The sequence below is a fragment of the Xanthobacter aminoxidans genome, from assembly GCF_043193615.1.
GTDB lineage: Bacteria > Pseudomonadota > Alphaproteobacteria > Rhizobiales > Xanthobacteraceae > Xanthobacter > Xanthobacter aminoxidans.
On the sequence record NZ_JBAFUS010000006.1, the window covers coordinates 161,478 to 178,313 of the forward strand.

20 protein-coding genes are annotated in these 16,836 nt (G+C 70.3%); 19 read left to right on the plus strand and 1 reads right to left on the minus strand.

The genetic code is table 11. The features are described 5' to 3' along the window. Position 1: 1 nt before the first annotated feature. From V5F74_RS23060 to V5F74_RS23125, 14 genes are all read left to right on the plus strand, one after another. Positions 2-334: a HypC/HybG/HupF family hydrogenase formation chaperone gene (locus tag V5F74_RS23060; RefSeq protein WP_029556068.1), complete on the plus strand. Its 333-nt coding sequence runs from the start codon at positions 2-4 to the stop codon at positions 332-334. Next, on the plus strand, positions 334-738 hold the full coding sequence (locus V5F74_RS23065; protein ID WP_029556069.1) for a thioredoxin domain-containing protein: 405 nt from the start codon (positions 334-336) through the stop codon (positions 736-738). The genes V5F74_RS23060 and V5F74_RS23065 overlap by 1 nt, the downstream gene beginning before the upstream one ends. Positions 739-750: 12 nt before the next feature. Continuing rightward, positions 751-1,602, plus strand: a complete 852-nt coding sequence (locus tag V5F74_RS23070) for a hydrogenase expression/formation protein (protein WP_394010105.1) — start codon at positions 751-753, stop codon at positions 1,600-1,602. Between the two features lie 8 nt (positions 1,603-1,610). Next, complete coding sequence (locus V5F74_RS23075; protein ID WP_038192763.1) at positions 1,611-2,486, plus strand: [NiFe]-hydrogenase assembly chaperone HybE; 876 nt, start codon at positions 1,611-1,613, stop codon at positions 2,484-2,486. Then, the gene (locus V5F74_RS23080; protein ID WP_394010106.1) at positions 2,483-3,445 is read left to right on the plus strand and encodes a hypothetical protein; all 963 of its coding nucleotides are present in this window, start codon (positions 2,483-2,485) and stop codon (positions 3,443-3,445) included. Before V5F74_RS23075 ends, V5F74_RS23080 begins: the two co-directional genes overlap by 4 nt. Continuing rightward, positions 3,438-3,779, plus strand: coding sequence for a hydrogenase maturation nickel metallochaperone HypA (hypA, locus tag V5F74_RS23085; protein ID WP_029556074.1), 342 nt, complete (start codon positions 3,438-3,440; stop codon positions 3,777-3,779). The genes V5F74_RS23080 and hypA overlap by 8 nt, the downstream gene beginning before the upstream one ends. Then, complete coding sequence (gene hypB, locus V5F74_RS23090; RefSeq protein WP_029556075.1) at positions 3,779-4,771, plus strand: hydrogenase nickel incorporation protein HypB; 993 nt, start codon at positions 3,779-3,781, stop codon at positions 4,769-4,771. The genes hypA and hypB overlap by 1 nt, the downstream gene beginning before the upstream one ends. Next, the gene (locus V5F74_RS23095) at positions 4,768-6,243 is read left to right on the plus strand and encodes a sigma-54-dependent transcriptional regulator (protein ID WP_394010107.1); all 1,476 of its coding nucleotides are present in this window, start codon (positions 4,768-4,770) and stop codon (positions 6,241-6,243) included. Before hypB ends, V5F74_RS23095 begins: the two co-directional genes overlap by 4 nt. A gap of 198 nt (positions 6,244-6,441) precedes the next feature. Further along, positions 6,442-6,741 (plus strand): HypC/HybG/HupF family hydrogenase formation chaperone, encoded by a 300-nt coding sequence (locus V5F74_RS23100; protein WP_394010108.1) that lies wholly within the window; start codon positions 6,442-6,444, stop codon positions 6,739-6,741. A 10-nt stretch (positions 6,742-6,751) separates the two neighbouring features. Continuing rightward, on the plus strand, positions 6,752-7,876 hold the full coding sequence (gene hypD / locus V5F74_RS23105; RefSeq protein WP_394010109.1) for a hydrogenase formation protein HypD: 1,125 nt from the start codon (positions 6,752-6,754) through the stop codon (positions 7,874-7,876). Beyond that, positions 7,873-8,943, plus strand: a complete 1,071-nt coding sequence (gene hypE / locus V5F74_RS23110) for a hydrogenase expression/formation protein HypE (RefSeq protein ID WP_029556079.1) — start codon at positions 7,873-7,875, stop codon at positions 8,941-8,943. Before hypD ends, hypE begins: the two co-directional genes overlap by 4 nt. A 36-nt stretch (positions 8,944-8,979) precedes the next feature. After that, a complete protein-coding gene (locus V5F74_RS23115; protein WP_394010110.1) occupies positions 8,980-9,579 on the plus strand; it encodes a HupE/UreJ family protein in 600 nt (199 codons plus the stop codon). A gap of 149 nt (positions 9,580-9,728) precedes the next feature. Next, positions 9,729-10,709, plus strand: a complete 981-nt coding sequence (locus V5F74_RS23120; protein ID WP_394010111.1) for a phosphotransferase enzyme family protein — start codon at positions 9,729-9,731, stop codon at positions 10,707-10,709. A 98-nt stretch (positions 10,710-10,807) separates the two neighbouring features. Beyond that, positions 10,808-13,177 carry a Tex family protein gene (locus V5F74_RS23125; protein WP_394010112.1) on the plus strand — a complete coding sequence of 790 codons (2,370 nt, stop codon included), beginning with the start codon at positions 10,808-10,810 and terminating at the stop codon, positions 13,175-13,177. Positions 13,178-13,237: 60 nt separating this feature from the next. On the opposite strand, the gene V5F74_RS23130 is transcribed toward V5F74_RS23125, so the two are convergent. Beyond that, positions 13,238-13,537: a hypothetical protein gene (locus tag V5F74_RS23130; RefSeq protein ID WP_394010113.1), complete on the minus strand. Its 300-nt coding sequence runs from the start codon at positions 13,535-13,537 to the stop codon at positions 13,238-13,240. Between the two features lie 304 nt (positions 13,538-13,841). Between V5F74_RS23130 and V5F74_RS23135 the strand changes: the two genes are divergently transcribed. The 5 genes from V5F74_RS23135 to V5F74_RS23155 all read left to right on the plus strand — a co-directional run bounded on the left by V5F74_RS23135 (position 13,842) and on the right by V5F74_RS23155 (position 16,705). Next, positions 13,842-14,288 (plus strand): host attachment protein, encoded by a 447-nt coding sequence (locus tag V5F74_RS23135; RefSeq protein ID WP_394010114.1) that lies wholly within the window; start codon positions 13,842-13,844, stop codon positions 14,286-14,288. 125 nt (positions 14,289-14,413) lie between these two features. Then, positions 14,414-14,920: a TspO/MBR family protein gene (locus V5F74_RS23140; protein WP_394010115.1), complete on the plus strand. Its 507-nt coding sequence runs from the start codon at positions 14,414-14,416 to the stop codon at positions 14,918-14,920. A 19-nt stretch (positions 14,921-14,939) separates the two neighbouring features. Further along, positions 14,940-15,134 carry a twin transmembrane helix small protein gene (locus tag V5F74_RS23145; RefSeq protein ID WP_029556086.1) on the plus strand — a complete coding sequence of 65 codons (195 nt, stop codon included), beginning with the start codon at positions 14,940-14,942 and terminating at the stop codon, positions 15,132-15,134. A 5-nt stretch (positions 15,135-15,139) separates the two neighbouring features. Next, on the plus strand, positions 15,140-15,733 hold the full coding sequence (locus tag V5F74_RS23150; RefSeq protein ID WP_394010116.1) for a cob(I)yrinic acid a,c-diamide adenosyltransferase: 594 nt from the start codon (positions 15,140-15,142) through the stop codon (positions 15,731-15,733). Positions 15,734-15,958: 225 nt separating this feature from the next. Then, positions 15,959-16,705: a rhomboid family intramembrane serine protease gene (locus tag V5F74_RS23155; RefSeq protein ID WP_394010117.1), complete on the plus strand. Its 747-nt coding sequence runs from the start codon at positions 15,959-15,961 to the stop codon at positions 16,703-16,705. Positions 16,706-16,836: the final 131 nt, after the last annotated feature.

The following is a 16,836-nucleotide window of genomic DNA, read 5'->3' on the forward strand; positions in this document are numbered from 1 at the left end:
CATGTGCCTCGGCCTGCCCATGCGCATCGAACGCCTCGAAGGCCCCTACGCGCTCTGCGCGGCCGACGGGCGGCAGGAGCGGGTCGATCTCTCCCTCGTGCCCGAGGCCGGCGTGGGCGATCACATCCTCGTCTTCCAGGGCGCCGCCCGCCGCCGGCTCGATGCGGAGGAGGCCCGCCTCATCACCGAAGCCCTCTCCGGCGTCGCTGCCATCATGGCCGGGGAGGCCGACACCGCCCTTATCGACCGCGCCTTCGCCGATCTCGTGGACCGCGAGCCGGTCCTGCCGCCCCATCTCGCCGCGGCCTATGCCGCCGGCCGAAAGGAAGCCTGATGCCCCCGGTCGCCGCCCCCGATCTCCACCCCCTCGTCCGCCGCCTCAGCGAGGCCGGCGCCTGGCCCTCCGTCGAGACGCTGGAGGATGCCGCCCATCTCGATGCGCGCGACCATCTCCTGTTCCTGCCTTCCCACGGCAAGGCGCATCTGGAGAGCCCTGATATCGCCGTGGTGCTGCCCGAACTGGTGAAGGCGCTGGGCGGACCCGAGGCCATCGGCATCGCCATCGCCGGCCCCAAGGCGGAGACCGCCCTGCGCGACACCCTGAGCCTCGCGCTCCCGGCCATCGTGGTGCTGCGCGCCGGCCAGCCGGTGGGCGCCATCGCCCGCATGCGCGACTGGGACGAATATCTCGACAAGCTCCGCGTGCTGCTCGCCGCCCCCTCCGCCGCCACCCACTGAAGGCTGCCCCAAATGTCTTCGTCCCCCTTCGCCACACAGCCCCCCATCGGCTTCGGCCCCGGCAGCCAGTCCACCGAGGACGAGGGCCTCGCCTATCTCCAGATGCCCTCGGGCATGCGCACCTTCGAGGCGCACCTCATCGAGGTGGAGGACAAGGACCGCTACGCCCCCGCCTTCACCGTGCTGGAAGAGGTGATTGCCGCGCTGGAAAGCTGGCAGCCGGGCGAGAGCCGCATCATCGACCTCGCCCATCTCGACGCCGCCAACCTCGCTCTGGTGGACGAGGCCATGGGCGAGGGCGAGGTGGCGGTGAAGGTGGAGGGACGGGGCGACGTGCGCCCCATGGAAATTCAGGAGGCGACCTTCGCCGGCGTCTGGCGCCTGCGCGGCGCGGCGGGCAGCGACCGCATCGAGATCGGCGCCTTCCCGCGCGGCGCCGTGGTGCGTGCGTTCGGCGGCGGGTCGGGCATCGACCTGTCCGGCCTCGATGTGCCCGCCCCCGGCATCTTCAACGCCCCGGCCCTGCTGGTGGAGATCGACGACCGCGCCCGCAACCGCCAGCCCGGCGACGGCGCCCACGTCATCAACCTCTCCCTCCTGCCACACACGCCGGAAGACCTCGCCATGCTGGACGCGCGCCTCGGCCCCGGCGCGACCACCGTGCTCTCGCGCGGCTACGGCAATTGCCGCATCGACGCGACGGGCACGCGGCACGTCTGGCGGGTGCGCTTCTACAATTCGCAGGACATGCTCATCCTCGACACCATCGAGGTGAGCGAGGTGCCGGAAGTCGCCTGCGCCGCCCGCGAGGACATCGCCGATTCCGCCGAGCGCCTCATCGAGGTGCTGGCGGCCATGAGATGAGGCGAGACATGTCCCAGCACAGCTTCTTCGACGGCTCCTATCTCGGCGATCGCGCGCGGCTTGCCCCCACCGCGCGGCTGGAATGCAAGGTCTGCTGGCACGTCTACGACCCCGCCGAGGGGTGCGAGGCGTGGCAGATTCCGCCCGGCACGCCGTTCAACGCGCTGCCCGATCACTGGCGCTGCCCCGTCTGCGATGGCGCCCGCGATGCCTTCATGGTGCTCGATGGCGGCACGCCCGATCTTCCGGCCGTGATGCGCCCCGCGCTGGTCGATCCGGCGCTGGAGCGGCAATTGGCCGAGGCGCCCGGCCTGTTCGAGGCGGTGTTCCGCGAAATCCATGCGGCGAAGATGAAGGGCGTGCCCTTCGTCAACGGCTCGCTCGGGGTGAAGGCGGTGGGCTTCCGCATCCATGCGGGGCGGGTGATGGGCGTGCTGGTGACGCCCTGGTTCATGAACATCGTGCTCCTGCCCAACGCCACCGACGACTGGTCGCAGCTTCGGACCGGCGAGAAGGAACTGATCGACTTTCCCTCGGGCACCTACGAGTTCCTCGCCGCCAACCGGCCGGAGACCGGGCCCTACAAGGCCTGCTCGCTGTTTTCCCCCATGTTCGATTTCTCCTCCATGCTGCAGGCCGTGGAGACGGCCGAGGCGGTGATGCCCGGCCTGCTCGATGCCGGCAACCGGGAGGACGGCACCCGCACCGGCGAAATCCGCCGCCGGGCTGAGGCGGAAGAGGCCGCGCGCATCGCGGCCGAGACAGCCGCGGCCGCTCCGGAGCCTGAGGCCCCCCGCCGCGAGGCGCCGGCGGAACTCTCCCGCCGCTCGCTCCTCCTCGGCCCGCGCGCCGATGCGGAAGACCTCAGGGACGGTGCGGCATGAACGGCTCCCGCGCGCTCCGCAGCCTCACCCTCACGCCCGATGGGCGCGCGGGCGGCTGGCGCGTGGCGCGGGAGGAGGGGCCGGACCCCGCCGGGACCCTGATCGGCCGCACGCCGGAGGAGGCGGCGCGGCTCGCCCCCCTCGTCTTCAACCTGTGCGGCGCGGCCCACGCCTTCGCCGCCCGCTCCGCCCTCGGCCTGCCGGCCGCCGCCGATGCCTGGACGATGGCGCGGGAGACGGTGCGCGACCACGCGCTCGCTCTGCTCCACACTGTCCCCGTGGCGCTGGGCATGGCACCGGATCGCGCCGCCCTCGCCCTCCTCGCCCGGCCGGACGGCGCCGCCTTCCACGCCGCGCTGGTGGGCGACGCCAGCGATCTCTCCGCTTTCTCCCCCGCCGAGCTGGAGGCGTGGCTCGGCGAAGCGCCCACCCCCACCGCCCGCGCTTTCGCCCGCATCCGCGAGGCTGATCCGGCGGAAGGGCGCGTGCATCTGCCGGAGCTGAGCGCGGACGCCCTCGCCGCCACCCTCGCGCGGCCCCCCGCCGCCATCGGCTCCCACCGCGAAACCGGCGCGCTGGGCCGTGTCGCGGGGACGCCGCTTCTTGCCGCGCTGCTCGCGTCCGAAGGACCGAGCCTGTTCGTGCGCCTCCTCGCCCGGCTGGTGGATGGCCTTGCCCATCTCGCACCGCGCCCCGCCCCTCCCCTTCCGGCCGGCATCGCGCCCGCCGCGCGCGGACTGCTGGGGCATCGGGCGGAGGTGGAGGCGGGGCGCGTCGCCGCCTACCGCATCCTCTCCCCCAGCGCCTGGAACCTCGCCCCCGGCGGGCTTCTGGAGCGGGCCTTCGCCGCCCTCTCGCCCGGCTGGCGGACGCGGTGGCTTGCGCCGCTGCTCGTTTGCGCCATCAATCCCTGCGTGCCCGTCACCCTCTCCTTCGCCACGGAGCCCGCCTATGCATGAGATGGCCGTGTGCGAAAGCCTGCTCTCGGCGATGGAAGAGGCGGCGAAGGCACAGAACTTCTCGCGCGTCACCCGCGTGCGCCTCGCCATCGGCCGCTTCGCCGGCATCGAGGTGGAGGCGCTGCGCTTCGGCTTCGACGTGGTGACGCGGGGATCGCTGGCGGACGGCGCCGAGCTGGTGGTTCTGGAGGAGGAGGGCACCGCCTGGTGCTTCGAGTGCTCCGACACCGTGCCGCTCGCCCACCGGCTCGCCCCCTGCCCGAAGTGCGGCGGGGAACGGCTCCTGCCCAATGGCGGCACGGAGATGAAGATCAAAGACCTGGAGGTGATGTGATGTGCACGGTCTGCGGCTGCAGCGGCGACGGCGCCACCATTTCCGAGGCGCACGGCCATTCCCACGATCATGCCCATTCACATGGTCATGACCATCCGCACACCCACACCCATGCGGACGGCACCACCCACAGCCATGCCCATGGACACGGGCATGACCATGACCACCACCATCATCACCCCGACGATCACCACCACCCCGCGCCCGATGCCGGCACGCTGGACTACGGCGCCGGCCCCGCCCGCGCCCATGCGCCGGGGCTGACGCAGGCGCGCATGGTGGAGATCGAAACCTCCATCCTCGCCAAGAACGACGATTATGCCGGCCGCAACCGCACCCGGCTCGATGCCGCCGGCGTGCTGGCGCTGAACCTCCTCTCCGGCCCCGGCGCCGGCAAGACCACCCTCTTGGTGGAGACGCTGAAGGCGCTGTCCGGCCGTCTCCCCTGCGCGGTCATCGAGGGCGACCAGCAGACCGACAACGACGCCGCCCGCATCCGCGCGGTGGGCACCCCGGCGGTACAGATCAACACCGGCAAGGGCTGCCACCTCGACGCCCACATGGTGGGCCATGCGCTGGAAAAGCTGCCGCTGCCACCCGGCGGCGTGCTGTTCATCGAGAATGTGGGCAACCTCGTCTGCCCCGCCGCCTTCGACCTCGGCGAGACCAAGCGCGTCACGCTCATCTCGGTAGCGGAGGGCGAGGACAAGCCGCTCAAATATCCCGACATCTTCGAGGGGGCCGACCTCGTCCTCATCACCAAGGCCGACCTTGCGCCTTATGTGGATGCGGACATGGCGGTGCTGGAAGCCAACATCCGCCGCATCAATCCCACGGCGGACATCCTCACCACCTCCTCGCGCGGCGAGATCGGGCTCGCCCGCTGGATCGCGTGGCTGGAAGCCGCCCGCGCCGCCCGCCTCAACGACCTTGCGAGCGCCCGCGAGGCCGAGGCCTCGGCCCTGCGCGCGGCGGCAGGAGGGTCGCGATGAACCGGCGCCCGGCCATTCTGGTGGTGGATGACGAGCCGCGCTCGGTGGAGGTCATCGCCCGCGTGCTGGACGAGGAGTTCGACGTCTTCACCGCCCTCAATGCGGAGGAGGCGCGGCGCATCCTCGAAAACGAGTGGATCCAGGTGATCTTCTGCGACCAGCGGATGCCGCAGACTTCCGGCGTCGCACTGCTCACCGAGGTGCGCGAGCGCTGGCCGGACATCCTGCGCATCATCGTCACCGGCTATACCGAGCCGGAGGACATGATCGGCGCCATCAACGATGCCGGCATCTACCAGTTCATCCCCAAGCCCTGGCACCCCGACCAGCTGCTGCTCGCCGCCCGCAATGCCGCGCATCTGTTCCAGCTCCAGCGCGACCATGAGCGGCTGAATCTGGAAATGAAGCTCACCGCCGGCAATGCCGAGGCCCGCCTCGGCGCGCTGGAAGCGCGGGTGAAGCAGAATTTCCACTTCGACACCTTGGTGCGCGCCCCGGGCAGCCCCCTCTCGCAGGTCTGTACCCGCGCCGCGCAGGTGGCGACCTTCGACGTGCCCGTGCTGATCCATGGCGAGACCGGCACCGGCAAGGAGCTGCTGGCCCGCGCCATCCATTATTCCAGCCTGCGCTCGGACCGACCGTTCTTCGCTGTGAACTGCGGGGCGATCCCGGACGAGCTTCTGGAATCCGAGCTGTTCGGCCACAAGAAGGGGTCGTTCACCGGCGCCCACGTGACGCGCATCGGCCTCCTCGACCAGGCCGACGGCGGCACCATCTTCCTCGACGAGATCGGCGACGTCTCCCCTGCCTTCCAGGTGAAGCTGCTGCGCTTCCTGCAGGAGGGCGAGATCCGCCCCGTGGGCTCCAACGAAGCGAAGCGGGTCAACGTCCGCGTGCTCGCCGCCACCCATCGCGACCTCAAGGGCGAGGTGGCCCGCGCCCGTTTCCGCGAGGACCTCTATTATCGCCTCTCGGCCATGGTGCTGACGCTGCCGGCGCTGCGCGAGCGGCGGGCGGACATTCCGGTCCTCGCCCAGAGCGTGCTTGATGCGCTCTCCAGCCAGCACGGCAAGCGCGTGCGCGGCTTCAGCGACGAAACGCTCGCCTGCATGTCCGCCTACGACTGGCCGGGCAACGTGCGCGAATTGCAGAACGAGGTGACGCGCATGCTGGTGCTCACCGAGCGCGACAGCCTCTCCGCCGATCTCCTCTCCCCCCACGTGGTGCGCGCCGCCGCGGCCGAGACGCGGGCACCGGAGACCCTGGCCAATTCCGCCATCGCGCTGCCGGAGAGCGGCCCGCTGAAGGACCGCATCGAGCGCATGGAGGCGACCATCCTCACGGAGACGCTGGTGCGCTGCCGCTGGAACAAGAGCCGCGCGGCGGAGGAGCTTGGCCTCTCCCGCGTCGGCCTGCGCGCCAAGCTCGACCGCTACGGCATCGCCCGTGGCGGCGCGTTCGGCCAGCATTGAGGGGGTGGGGGATGAGGGCAGACATCATTCAGCCCAAACAGGCGTCATGCCCGGCCTTGTGCCGGGCATCCACGTCGGCCCGACTGCGCTCCCTTTTTGTCGTCTGCTCCCAGCCGTTCCACGTGGATGGCCGGGACAAGCCCGGCCATGACGGCCCGTTCTTGAGTTTTCTCCCGCGTTCTCGATAGGAGCCCCGCCATGTGCCTCGGCATTCCCGGACAGATCGTCGCCGTCGCAGATAGCGAGGCCATGCTGTGCGTCGTGGACGTTTCCGGCGTCCGCCGCACCGTGGACGTGGTGTGCGTGGCCGAGCCCGGCGCGCCGCTGGACGACCTCGTCGGCGCCTGGGTGCTGGTCCATGTGGGCTTCGCCATGAGCCGCATCGACGAGGAGGAGGCCGCCGCCACCCTCAAGGTGCTCTCCGAGATCGGCGAGGCGGCGGTCGAGATGGAAGCCCTCACCCAAGGCAGCGTCGAGCTGCTGTCCACCCCGCGCTGAGGAGCCGGACATGCGCTTCGTCGATGAATTCCGCGACCCCGCCCTCGCCGCTGCTCTGGTGAAGGAGATCGGCGCCATCGCTGCGCGGCTGGAGCGCGGGCGGGACAAGCCCTTCGCCATCATGGAAGTGTGCGGCGGGCACACCCACGCCATCTTCCGCTATGGGCTGGAAGGCCTGCTGCCGGACCTTGTGGAATTCGTCCACGGCCCCGGCTGCCCGGTCTGCGTGCTGCCCATGGGGCGGGTGGACGACTGCGTCGCCATCGCCGAGCGGCCGGAGGTCATCTTCACCACCTTCGGCGACGCCATGCGCGTGCCGGGCTCCAGGAAGAGCCTGCTTCAGGCCAAGGCGGACGGCGCCGACGTGCGCATGGTCTATTCGCCGCTGGATGCGCTCACGCTGGCGAAGCGCAATCCCGACCGCGAGGTGGTGTTCTTCGGTCTCGGCTTCGAGACCACCATGCCCTCCACGGCGCTGACCGTGCAGCGGGCGGCGCGCGAGGGCGTGACGAACTTCTCCCTGTTCTGCAATCACATCACCATCATCCCGACGCTCCGCGCCTTGCTGGAGCAGCCGGACCTCGGCATCGACGGCTTCATAGGGCCGGGGCATGTGTCCATGGTCATCGGCACGTCGCCCTATCGTTTCATCGCGGAAGAGTTCGGCCGGCCGCTGGTGGTGTCGGGCTTCGAGCCCATCGACCTCCTGCAATCCCTGCTCATGGTGCTGCGGCAGATCGAGGCCGGAAAGGCGCTCATCGAGAACCAGTATGCCCGCGTGGTGCCGGAGCATGGCAATCCGGCGGCGCTCCGGGCGGTTCAGGAGGTGTATGAGCCGCGCGAGACCTTCGAGTGGCGCGGCCTCGGCTCCATCGCCGGCTCGGGCGTGCGGCTGACGGCGCCCTATGCCGCCTTCGATGCGGAACGGCGCTTCGCCGTGCCTGACATCAAGGTGGCCGATCCCGCCCAGTGCCGCTGCGGCGAGGTGCTCACCGGCGCCGCCAAGCCCTGGGCCTGCCCCGAGTTCGGCAAGGGCTGCACCCCCGAGACGCCGCTCGGCGCGCTGATGGTGTCTTCCGAAGGTTCTTGCGCGGCTTACTATCAATATGGCGGTATACGGGGAGAGGCCGCATGAACATCCCGTTCTCCACCCCGACCGCCGCCCGCCGGCGGCCCATGACGCAGAAGACGGTGACGCTCGCCCATGGCGGCGGCGGCAGCGCCATGCGCGATCTCATCGACGACGTGTTCCTCTCCGCCTTCTCGGGCGAAGGCCGCGCCGCGCCGGAGGATCAAGCCCGCTTCGACCTCGCCGCCCTGATGGCGCGGGGCGACCGGCTCGCCTTCACCACCGACGGCTTCGTGGTGGACCCCCTGTTCTTCCCCGGCGGCGACATCGGCAAGCTCGCCGTGTGCGGCACGGTGAACGACCTCGCGGTGGGCGGAGCGACGCCGGTGGCGCTCTCCTGCGCCATCATCATCGAGGAGGGGCTGGAGGTGGAGACGCTGCGCCGCGTCGTCCGCTCCATGGCGGAGACGGCGCACGCGGCGGGCGTCGCCATCGCCACCGGCGACACCAAGGTCGTGGCGCGGGGCGCCTGCGACAAGCTCTTCATCACCACCACCGGCATCGGCGTCATCCGCGCCGGCCTCGACGTGGGCGTGACCAAGGCGCGGCCGGGCGACAAGGTGATCGTCAACGGCCTGCTCGGCGACCACGGCGCGGCCATCCTCAACGCCCGCGGCGACCTTGCCCTCGACACCGCCATCGAGAGCGACTGCGCGCCGCTCAACGGCCTGATCGACACGCTCATTTCCGCCGCCCCCGGCCTGCGCATGATGCGCGACGCGACGCGCGGCGGCATCGCGGCGGTGGTGAACGAGCTGGCCGAGGCGAGCAAGGTCGGCATCCGCCTCGACGAGCTGAGCCTGCCCATGCGGCCGGAGGTGATGGGCTTCTGCGAGATCCTCGGCCTCGACCCGCTCTATCTCGCCAACGAGGGCAAGATCCTCGCTGTGGTGCCAGCGGAAGAGTCCGACGCCGCGCTCGCCGCGCTGCGCGCCCATCCGCTGGGCCGCGAGGCGGCGGTGATCGGCGAGGTCACGTCCGAGCGGCCCGGCCGGGTCGTCATGAGAACGCGCTTCGGGGGCGAGCGCATCGTCGACATGCTGGTCGGCGATCAACTGCCCCGCATCTGCTGAACCTTTTTCAAACCTTCAAACACCGGGGAGACTTTCATGCACCGCACGATCCGCACCGCAGCCGCCGCTGCTGCCTTGACCCTCCTGCCGCAGCTCGCCTTCGCCCACACCGGCGTCGGCGACGTGCACGGCTTCAGCCACGGCTTCGCCCATCCCCTCGGCGGCCTCGATCACCTGCTCGCCATGGTCACGGTGGGCATCTTCGCCTGGCAGCTGGGCGGGCGCGCCGTGTGGGCGGTGCCGGCCACCTTCGTCGGCCTGATGGCCGTGGGCGGTGCGCTCGGCATCTCCGGCATCGATGTGCCGTTCGTGGAGCTGGGCATCGCCCTGTCGGTGATCGTGCTCGGCGGCGTGGTGGCTTTCGGCGTCAAGGCGCCGCTGGCGGCGGCCATGGCCATGGTCGGCTTCTTCGCCATCTTCCACGGCCACGCCCACGGCGCGGAAATGCCGGCGGATGCCTCTGGCCTCGCCTACGGCCTCGGCTTCATGTCGGCGACGGCCCTCCTCCACCTCGCCGGCCTCGGCCTCGGCATGGCCATCGGCCGCTTCGGCGAGCTGCATGGCGAGAAGTTCGTGCGCGGCGCGGGCGCGGCGGTGGCGGTGGCCGGCGTCGGCATCCTCGCCGGGCTCGTCTAAGCCCGCGCGGCGCCTGAGCGAAAGCCACGAGAAAAGCCCCACGCGGCGCCTGAGCGAAACCAATCGGCACCGGTCGCGGACCGGTGCCGATGGTGTGCGCCCTCCAACATGCTATAGCGCCCATCCGACACGCTTGAGGGGCCGGACGGGTGCTGTACGACGAGGCGTATCTGGCGCGGACCGAAGGACTCGTCCGCGCCCATCTGCCGGACTGGGGCCTGCCGCCGGACGCGGCGCTCCAGCTCCTCTCCATCTCGGAGAACGCCACCTTCCGCGCCACCGCCGGCCCGCAGGACATCGTCGTCCGCGTCTACCGGCCGGGCTATCACGACGCGGCGGAAATCCGCTCGGAGCTGGCCTGGATCGAGGCGCTGCGCGCCGACGGCGTTGTGCCCACCCCCGCCATCATTCCCACGCACGACGGCCGCCTCCTGAATGAGGTGAATGAGGACGGCAGCCTGCGCCGGCTGGCCGCCTTCGGCTTCGTGCCCGGCTTCGAGCCGCAGGAGGGCGCGGACCTCGCCCACTGGTTCACCCGCCTCGGCACCTTCCACGCCCGCCTCCACGCCCATGCCAAGGGCTGGCGGCGGCCGGCGGGCTTCGCCCGGAAGGTGTGGGATTTCGAGAGCATGCTGGGCGACCGCCCACTCTGGGGCGATTTCCGCGCCGCGCAGGGGCTGGATGCGGCCGGCCGCGCGCTGCTGGAGCGCACGGCGCTCGCACTGAGGGACCGCCTTGCCCCACTGACGACGCCCGAGAGCTTCGGCCTGATCCATGCCGACCTGCGCCTCGCCAATTTGCTGGCGGATGGGGACAGCCTGACCCTCATCGATTTTGACGATTGCGGCTTCTCCTGGTACCTCTACGACTTCGCCTCGGCCGTCTCCTTCATGGAGCATTCGCCGCTGGTGCCGACGCTGAAGGCGGCGTGGATGGAGGGCTACCGCTCCCTCGCCCCTTTGCCGGCGGATGCCAACGCGCAGCTCGACGTGTTCGTGATGCTACGCCGGATGCTGCTCACCGCCTGGGTCGCCTCCCACGCCGAGACGCCAACCGCGCAGGCCATGGGCGCGCCCTACACGGCGGGGACGCTGGCGCTGGCCGAGGATTTCCTCGGCCGGCGGGGATAAGGGCACCCGAACGGCTCTTTCCCCAGCCGTAACGTGACATCGCCCCATTGCTCGGCTATGGGCGTCCCCCCGTGTCGCAGGACAGTTGAGGAGACCCCATGGCCGCCGCACCGCAGGGCAACGCAGACGCCATCGCCCGCCTCATCGCCGCCGAGATCAATGCCCGCCCGGCGCAGGTGACGGCCGCCGTCTCCCTCATCGACGAAGGCGCCACCGTTCCCTTCATCGCCCGCTACCGCAAGGAGGTGACGGGCGGCCTCGACGATACCCAGCTGCGCACGCTGGAAGAGCGCCTCTCTTACCTGCGCGAGCTGGAAAGCCGCCGCGCCGCGGTGCTCTCTTCCATCGACGGGCAAGGCAAGCTCTCCGACGAGCTGCGCGGCAAGATCGAGGCGGCCACCACCAAGGCCGAGCTGGAAGACCTCTACCTCCCCTACAAGCCCAAGCGCCGCACCAAGGCGGAAATCGCGCGCGAGAAGGGCCTCGGGCCGCTGGCCGAGGCGATCCTCGCCGACCGCTCCGTCGCCCCGGCGGACCGCGCCGCCGCCTTCCTCAATGAGCAGGTGGCGGACATCAAGGCGGCGCTGGATGGCGCGCGCGACATTCTGGTCGAGACCTTCGCCGAGAATGCCGAGCTGGTGGGCCGCCTGCGCGGACACCTGAAAGCCAATGCCATGCTCAAGGCCAAGGTGGCCGAGGGCAAGGAGGAGGCGGGCGCCAAGTTCCGCGACTATTTCGACCATTCGGAGAAGTGGGCCACCGCTCCCAGCCACCGCGTGCTCGCCATGCTGCGCGGGCGCAACGAGGAGATGCTGACCCTCGACCTCGTGGTGGACGAGGATGCCACCACCCCGGTGAAGCCGGCCGAGCGCATCGTCGCCGAGGCCTACGACATTCCCCTCGCCAACGGCGCGCCGGCGGACGGCTTCCTGCTGGAGGTGGCGCGCTGGGCGTGGCGGGTGAAGCTCTCGCTCCATCTCACCGTGGAGCTGATGGGCGAGATGCGCGAGCGGGCGGAGGAAGAGGCCATCCGCGTCTTCGCCCGCAACCTCAAGGATCTGCTGCTCGCCGCCCCGGCCGGCTCGCGCGCCACCATGGGGCTCGACCCCGGCATCCGCACCGGCGTGAAGGTGGCGGTGGTGGACGGCACGGGCAAGCTCATTGCCACGTCGACCGTCTATCCCTTCCAGCCGCGCAACGACGTGCAGGGCGCCATGGCGGAGCTGGCGCATCTCATCCGCCGGCACAATGTGGAGCTGATCGCCATCGGCAACGGCACGGCGAGCCGCGAGACGGACAAGCTCGCCGCCGACCTCATCGCCGCTTTGCCGCCGGACGCGTCGGGGAAGAAGCCCATCAAGGTGGTGGTGAGCGAGGCCGGCGCCTCGGTCTATTCCGCCTCCGCCACCGCCGCCGCCGAGATGCCTGATATCGACGTGTCCATCCGCGGCGCGGTTTCCATCGCCCGTCGCCTGCAGGACCCGCTGGCGGAGCTGGTGAAGATCGAGCCCAAGGCCATCGGCGTCGGCCAGTACCAGCATGACGTGGATCAGGCCCGCCTCGCGAAAGCCCTCGACGCGGTGGTGGAAGACGCGGTGAACGCCGTGGGCGTGGACCTCAACACCGCCTCCGCCTCCTTGCTCGCCCGCGTGTCCGGCCTCGGCGCCTCGCTGGCGGAGGCCATCGTCGCCCATCGGAATTCCGTGGGCGCGTTCAAGACCCGCAAGGAACTCTTGAAGGTCGCCCGCCTCGGCCCGCGCACCTTCGAGCTGGCCGCCGGCTTCCTGCGCATCCCCGAGGGCGCCGAGCCGCTGGATGCGTCCGCCGTGCATCCGGAAGCCTATGAGGTGGCGAAGAAGATCGTCGCCGCCTGCGGGCGCGACGTGCGCCAGATCATGGGCGATACGGCGGCGCTGAAGGCGCTCGACCCGCGCGCCTTCGTGGACGAGCGTTTCGGCCTGCCCACCGTGCGCGACATCCTCACCGAGCTGGAGAAGCCCGGCCGCGACCCCCGCCCGGCCTTCAAGACCGCCACATTCGCCGAGGGCGTGCACGAGATGAGCGACCTCAAGCCGGGCATGGTGCTGGAAGGCACCGTGACAAACGTCGCCGCCTTCGGCGCCTTCGTGGACATCGGCGTCCATCAGGACGGGCTGGTCCACGTCTCCGCTCTGGCCGACCGCTTCGTGAAGGACCCGCACGAGGTGGTGAAGGCCGGGGACGTGGTGAAGGTGCGCGTGGTGGAAGTGGATGTGAAGCGCAACCGCATCGCCCTCTCCATGCGCAAGGACGATGCCGGCGCCTCCCGCCCCGCGGGCGGCCGTCCGGAGCAGCCGCGCAACGACGGGCGAGGCAACGATTTCCGCCGGCCGCAGCAAGGCAAGCCGGGGGACAAGGGCGGCGACAGGGGCGCTCAGGGCGCCTTCGGCGCGGCGCTGGCCGATGCCATGCGGCGCAAGGGGCAGTAGTCCCAAACGAAAACGGCCGGGCTCAACGCCCGGCCGCATTCAAAAGCACAGACGGATGCGTCAGCGCCGGGCGTGGACCCGCGCGAGCTTCGGCACGAGGCGGGTGAGCCGGGCGCGGCGGCCGGAGGGCGGGCCGTCCTCGTCGTCCATCAGCATCACGGCGAAGCCCATCTGCACGCTGCCGAAGGTGATGCCCAGCGCCACCGTCAGCACCCCGAGGGCCAGAAGCCCGTCCGGCGACTGCGCGAACAGGCTGGCGAGATGCGCCACGTCGAAAGCGACGAGAAGCGCCACGAACAGGGCCGCGACAGCGATGCCGATGGCGGCGTGGCGGAGAAGGAAGCGGACCAGGAACGGCATGGCGGTATCCTCGGTGCGGGGCTGGGCGCTCTGGCTCTACGTCGGCACGGGCGATACGTTGGAACCCTCGGCACCGATCACCGCGCGGATCGCCATCAGCCGCAGACCCTTTCACAAAAGCGTCTCACGCCGTTTCCGGTACGACAAGCGCCAGTCCGTCGACACAAGGTCGCAGAGGCCGGCGGAACGGTTTGTCCCTGGACAAGGCGCCGTCCCTTCCCATGTGACACACAGGCATGGACACCGGCCCCAACGGACGCTCAAGCCGGCGCTTCAGGCGCCCCGCGATCAGGGAGACAGGGACATGACGAAAACCGACAAGATGAACCGCCTCGTGGTGGTGTGCGACGGCGCCAAGGCCGTCCTGCTCGCCGATACCGGCATCCCCCCGGCGCCGCGCCTGTCGGTGATGGAGAGCTTCAGCGAACCCCATCCCGGCACCGCCGCCCTCGGCACGGACCGTCCCGGCCGGGTGCATGAATCCGCCACCGTCGCCCGCAGCGCGGTGGAGACCACCGACTTTCACGCCCAGGCGGAAGCCGCCTTCATCGCCCGCGTCGCCGCAAGGCTCGATGCGCTGGTGGCTACGGGCGAGGCGCCGGCCCGCATCCTGCTCGTCGCCCCGCCCAAGGCGCTGGGCGTGCTGCGGGAGGCGCTGTCTCACCGCGTCAGGCCGCTGGTGGACGGCGAGATCGCCAAGGATCTGGTGAAGCTCCCGGTGGACGAAATCGCCGGCCACATCGCCACCTGAGCCTCCCCGTGAGCCTTGTCACCGTGAGCCTTGGCCCCCGGCGGGCGAAACGATCCACCGGGGGCTGGCGTTCGGATAAGGAGAAGCCGCCGCCCGCATGGCCGGCGGTGAAAAGGTGCTTCCACATGTCCGTGACCTCCCCCCGCTCGCTTTCGCCCTGCGCCGTCTCCCGGCTGCGGCTCGCCGGTTGCCTCGTGCTGATGCTGGCGGTGGGCGCTGTCGGCGGGGCGGTGACCTCTCCGGCCATCCCCGCCTGGTATCAAGGTCTGGTGAAGCCGGGCTGGACGCCGCCCAACGCCGCCTTCCCCATCGTCTGGACGCTGCTCTATCTGATGATGGCGGTGAGCCTCTGGCGGCTGTGGGACAAGGTGCCCCCCTCCTCCGCGCGCACCGTGGCCATCGGCCTGTTCCTGGTGCAGCTGGCGCTCAATTTCATCTGGTCGCCGGTGTTCTTCGGCCTGCACGCCATCCACGCCGGCCTCGTCATCATCATCGGCCTCGTGGTGCTGCTGGCGCTGACGCTGCGCGCCACCTTCCCGCTGGACCGCACGGCCGGCTGGCTGCTGGTGCCCTATCTCGTCTGGGTGTGCTACGCCTCGACGCTCAATGCCGGCATCGCCGTGCTCAACTGAGCGCCGGGAGGAAACGAAGATGGTGCACTGGTCGATCTATCTGTTCATCCCGCTGGCGCTGATGCTGGTGGCCGGGGTGCTCTTCCTCGGCCTGTTCAACTTCGCCTCGGGCGGCTCGCCGCAGCGCTCGCAGAAGCTGATGCAGATGCGCGTGCTGTTCCAGTTCCTCGCCATCATCATCGTGATGGCCACCATCTTCGCCATGGGCCGCTGACGGCCATGGTCAAGCTGAACAAGATCTACACCCGCACCGGCGACGACGGCACCACCGGCCTTGGCACCGGCAGGCGCGTGCCCAAATACGATTTGCGCGTCGAGGCCTATGGCGCGGTGGACGAGACCAACGCCGCCCTCGGCATCGCCCGCCTGCACCTCTCCGGCGAGCCGCTGCTCGATGGCATTCTGGTGCGCATCCAGAACGACCTGTTCGACCTCGGCGCCGACCTCTGCGTGCCCCCCGCCGCCAACGAGGAGCCGGGCGCGAGCCTGCGCATCGTCCCCGCGCAGGTGACGCGGCTGGAAGAGGATATCGACCTCCTCAACGCCGAGCTTTCTCCCCTTACCTCCTTCGTGCTGCCGGCCGGCACCGCCGCATCCGCCCACCTCCATCTCGCCCGCACGGTGTGCCGCCGGGCCGAGCGCATCATGGTCGCATTGTCGCACCAGAGCGAAGGCACCGTGGGAGAGGGCGCGGTGGGCGCGCCGGCGCTGCATTACGTGAACCGGCTCTCGGACCTGCTGTTCGTCGCCGGCCGCTATGCCAACGCCCGCGGGGCGGCGGACGTGCTGTGGGTGCCGGGCAAGAGTCGCTGACGGAGTCGCTGAAGGCGCCGGACCTGACGCCGGCTCCTTGGCCAAGGCGCGGCCCTCCGCGCCAGAGCGCGTCCCCGTTCCGCCGCATCGGAAAAGCGCCCTAGGCTATTGAGCCAACGCATTTTCCTCACGCGGGGCGGTATCCACCCCGCGCGAAAATGCTCTAAGCTCGCCGCCACGGGACAGGACGGCCGCAGGCGGCGGACGGGTCCCCGGGACCGTCTGATGTTCGTTCCGCTTGCCGACACCAATCCCTTGGAGCATGTGCGCCGCCCCTACGTCACCTGGGGGCTGGTGGCGCTGAACGTGTTCGTTTTCGTGGCGCTCCAGCACGGTGCGTTCGGGCCGGTGAGCGAGGCCGGGGTGCTCGGCTTCGGCGCCATCCCCGCCGTGGTCAGCGGCGTCGCCATCCTGCCCGAGGGGTACGAGCGGCTGCCGCCGGCCCTCACCCTCGTCAGCTACATGTTCCTGCATGGCGGATGGCTGCACCTCATCGGCAACATGGCCTTCCTCATGGTGTTCGCCGACAATGTGGAGGACGCCATGGGCCATGCCCGCTTCCTCCTGTTCTACCTGCTATGCGGGGTCATCGCCGGGCTGGTCCATGTGGTGGCCGAGCCGGGCTCGGAGGCGCCGCTGGTGGGGGCGTCCGGGGCGGTGGCCGGGGTGATCGCGGCCTATCTGGTGCTGCACCCGAACATCCGCCTGTGGGCGCTGGTCCTGATGAAGATCCCGCTCCGGGTCCCGGCCTACTGGGCCATCGGCGCCTGGTTCGGCCTTCAGGTATGGCAGATCCTGTCGAGCACGGACCAGGAGACGGCGTGGTGGGCGCACGTGGGCGGCTTCCTCGCCGGTGCCGTTCTGGTGGCGCTGATGCGCCGGCCGGGCGTCGCCCTGTTCGATCGCGATCCCTCCGGCGTGCCAAGCATCCGCGAACAGGGCGTCCGAACGCCGCGCCGGAGCGAGCGTTGACACACTTTCTGGCCCCTCCTACGTTGCCCGCCCGCAAGAAATGCTGCAATGCAGGGATAAGAGCGGAAGTCACGTTTATCGGCGGATTTTACGACCGCCGGTCGAGATTTCGGGAACGGGGAGCGCGTGTC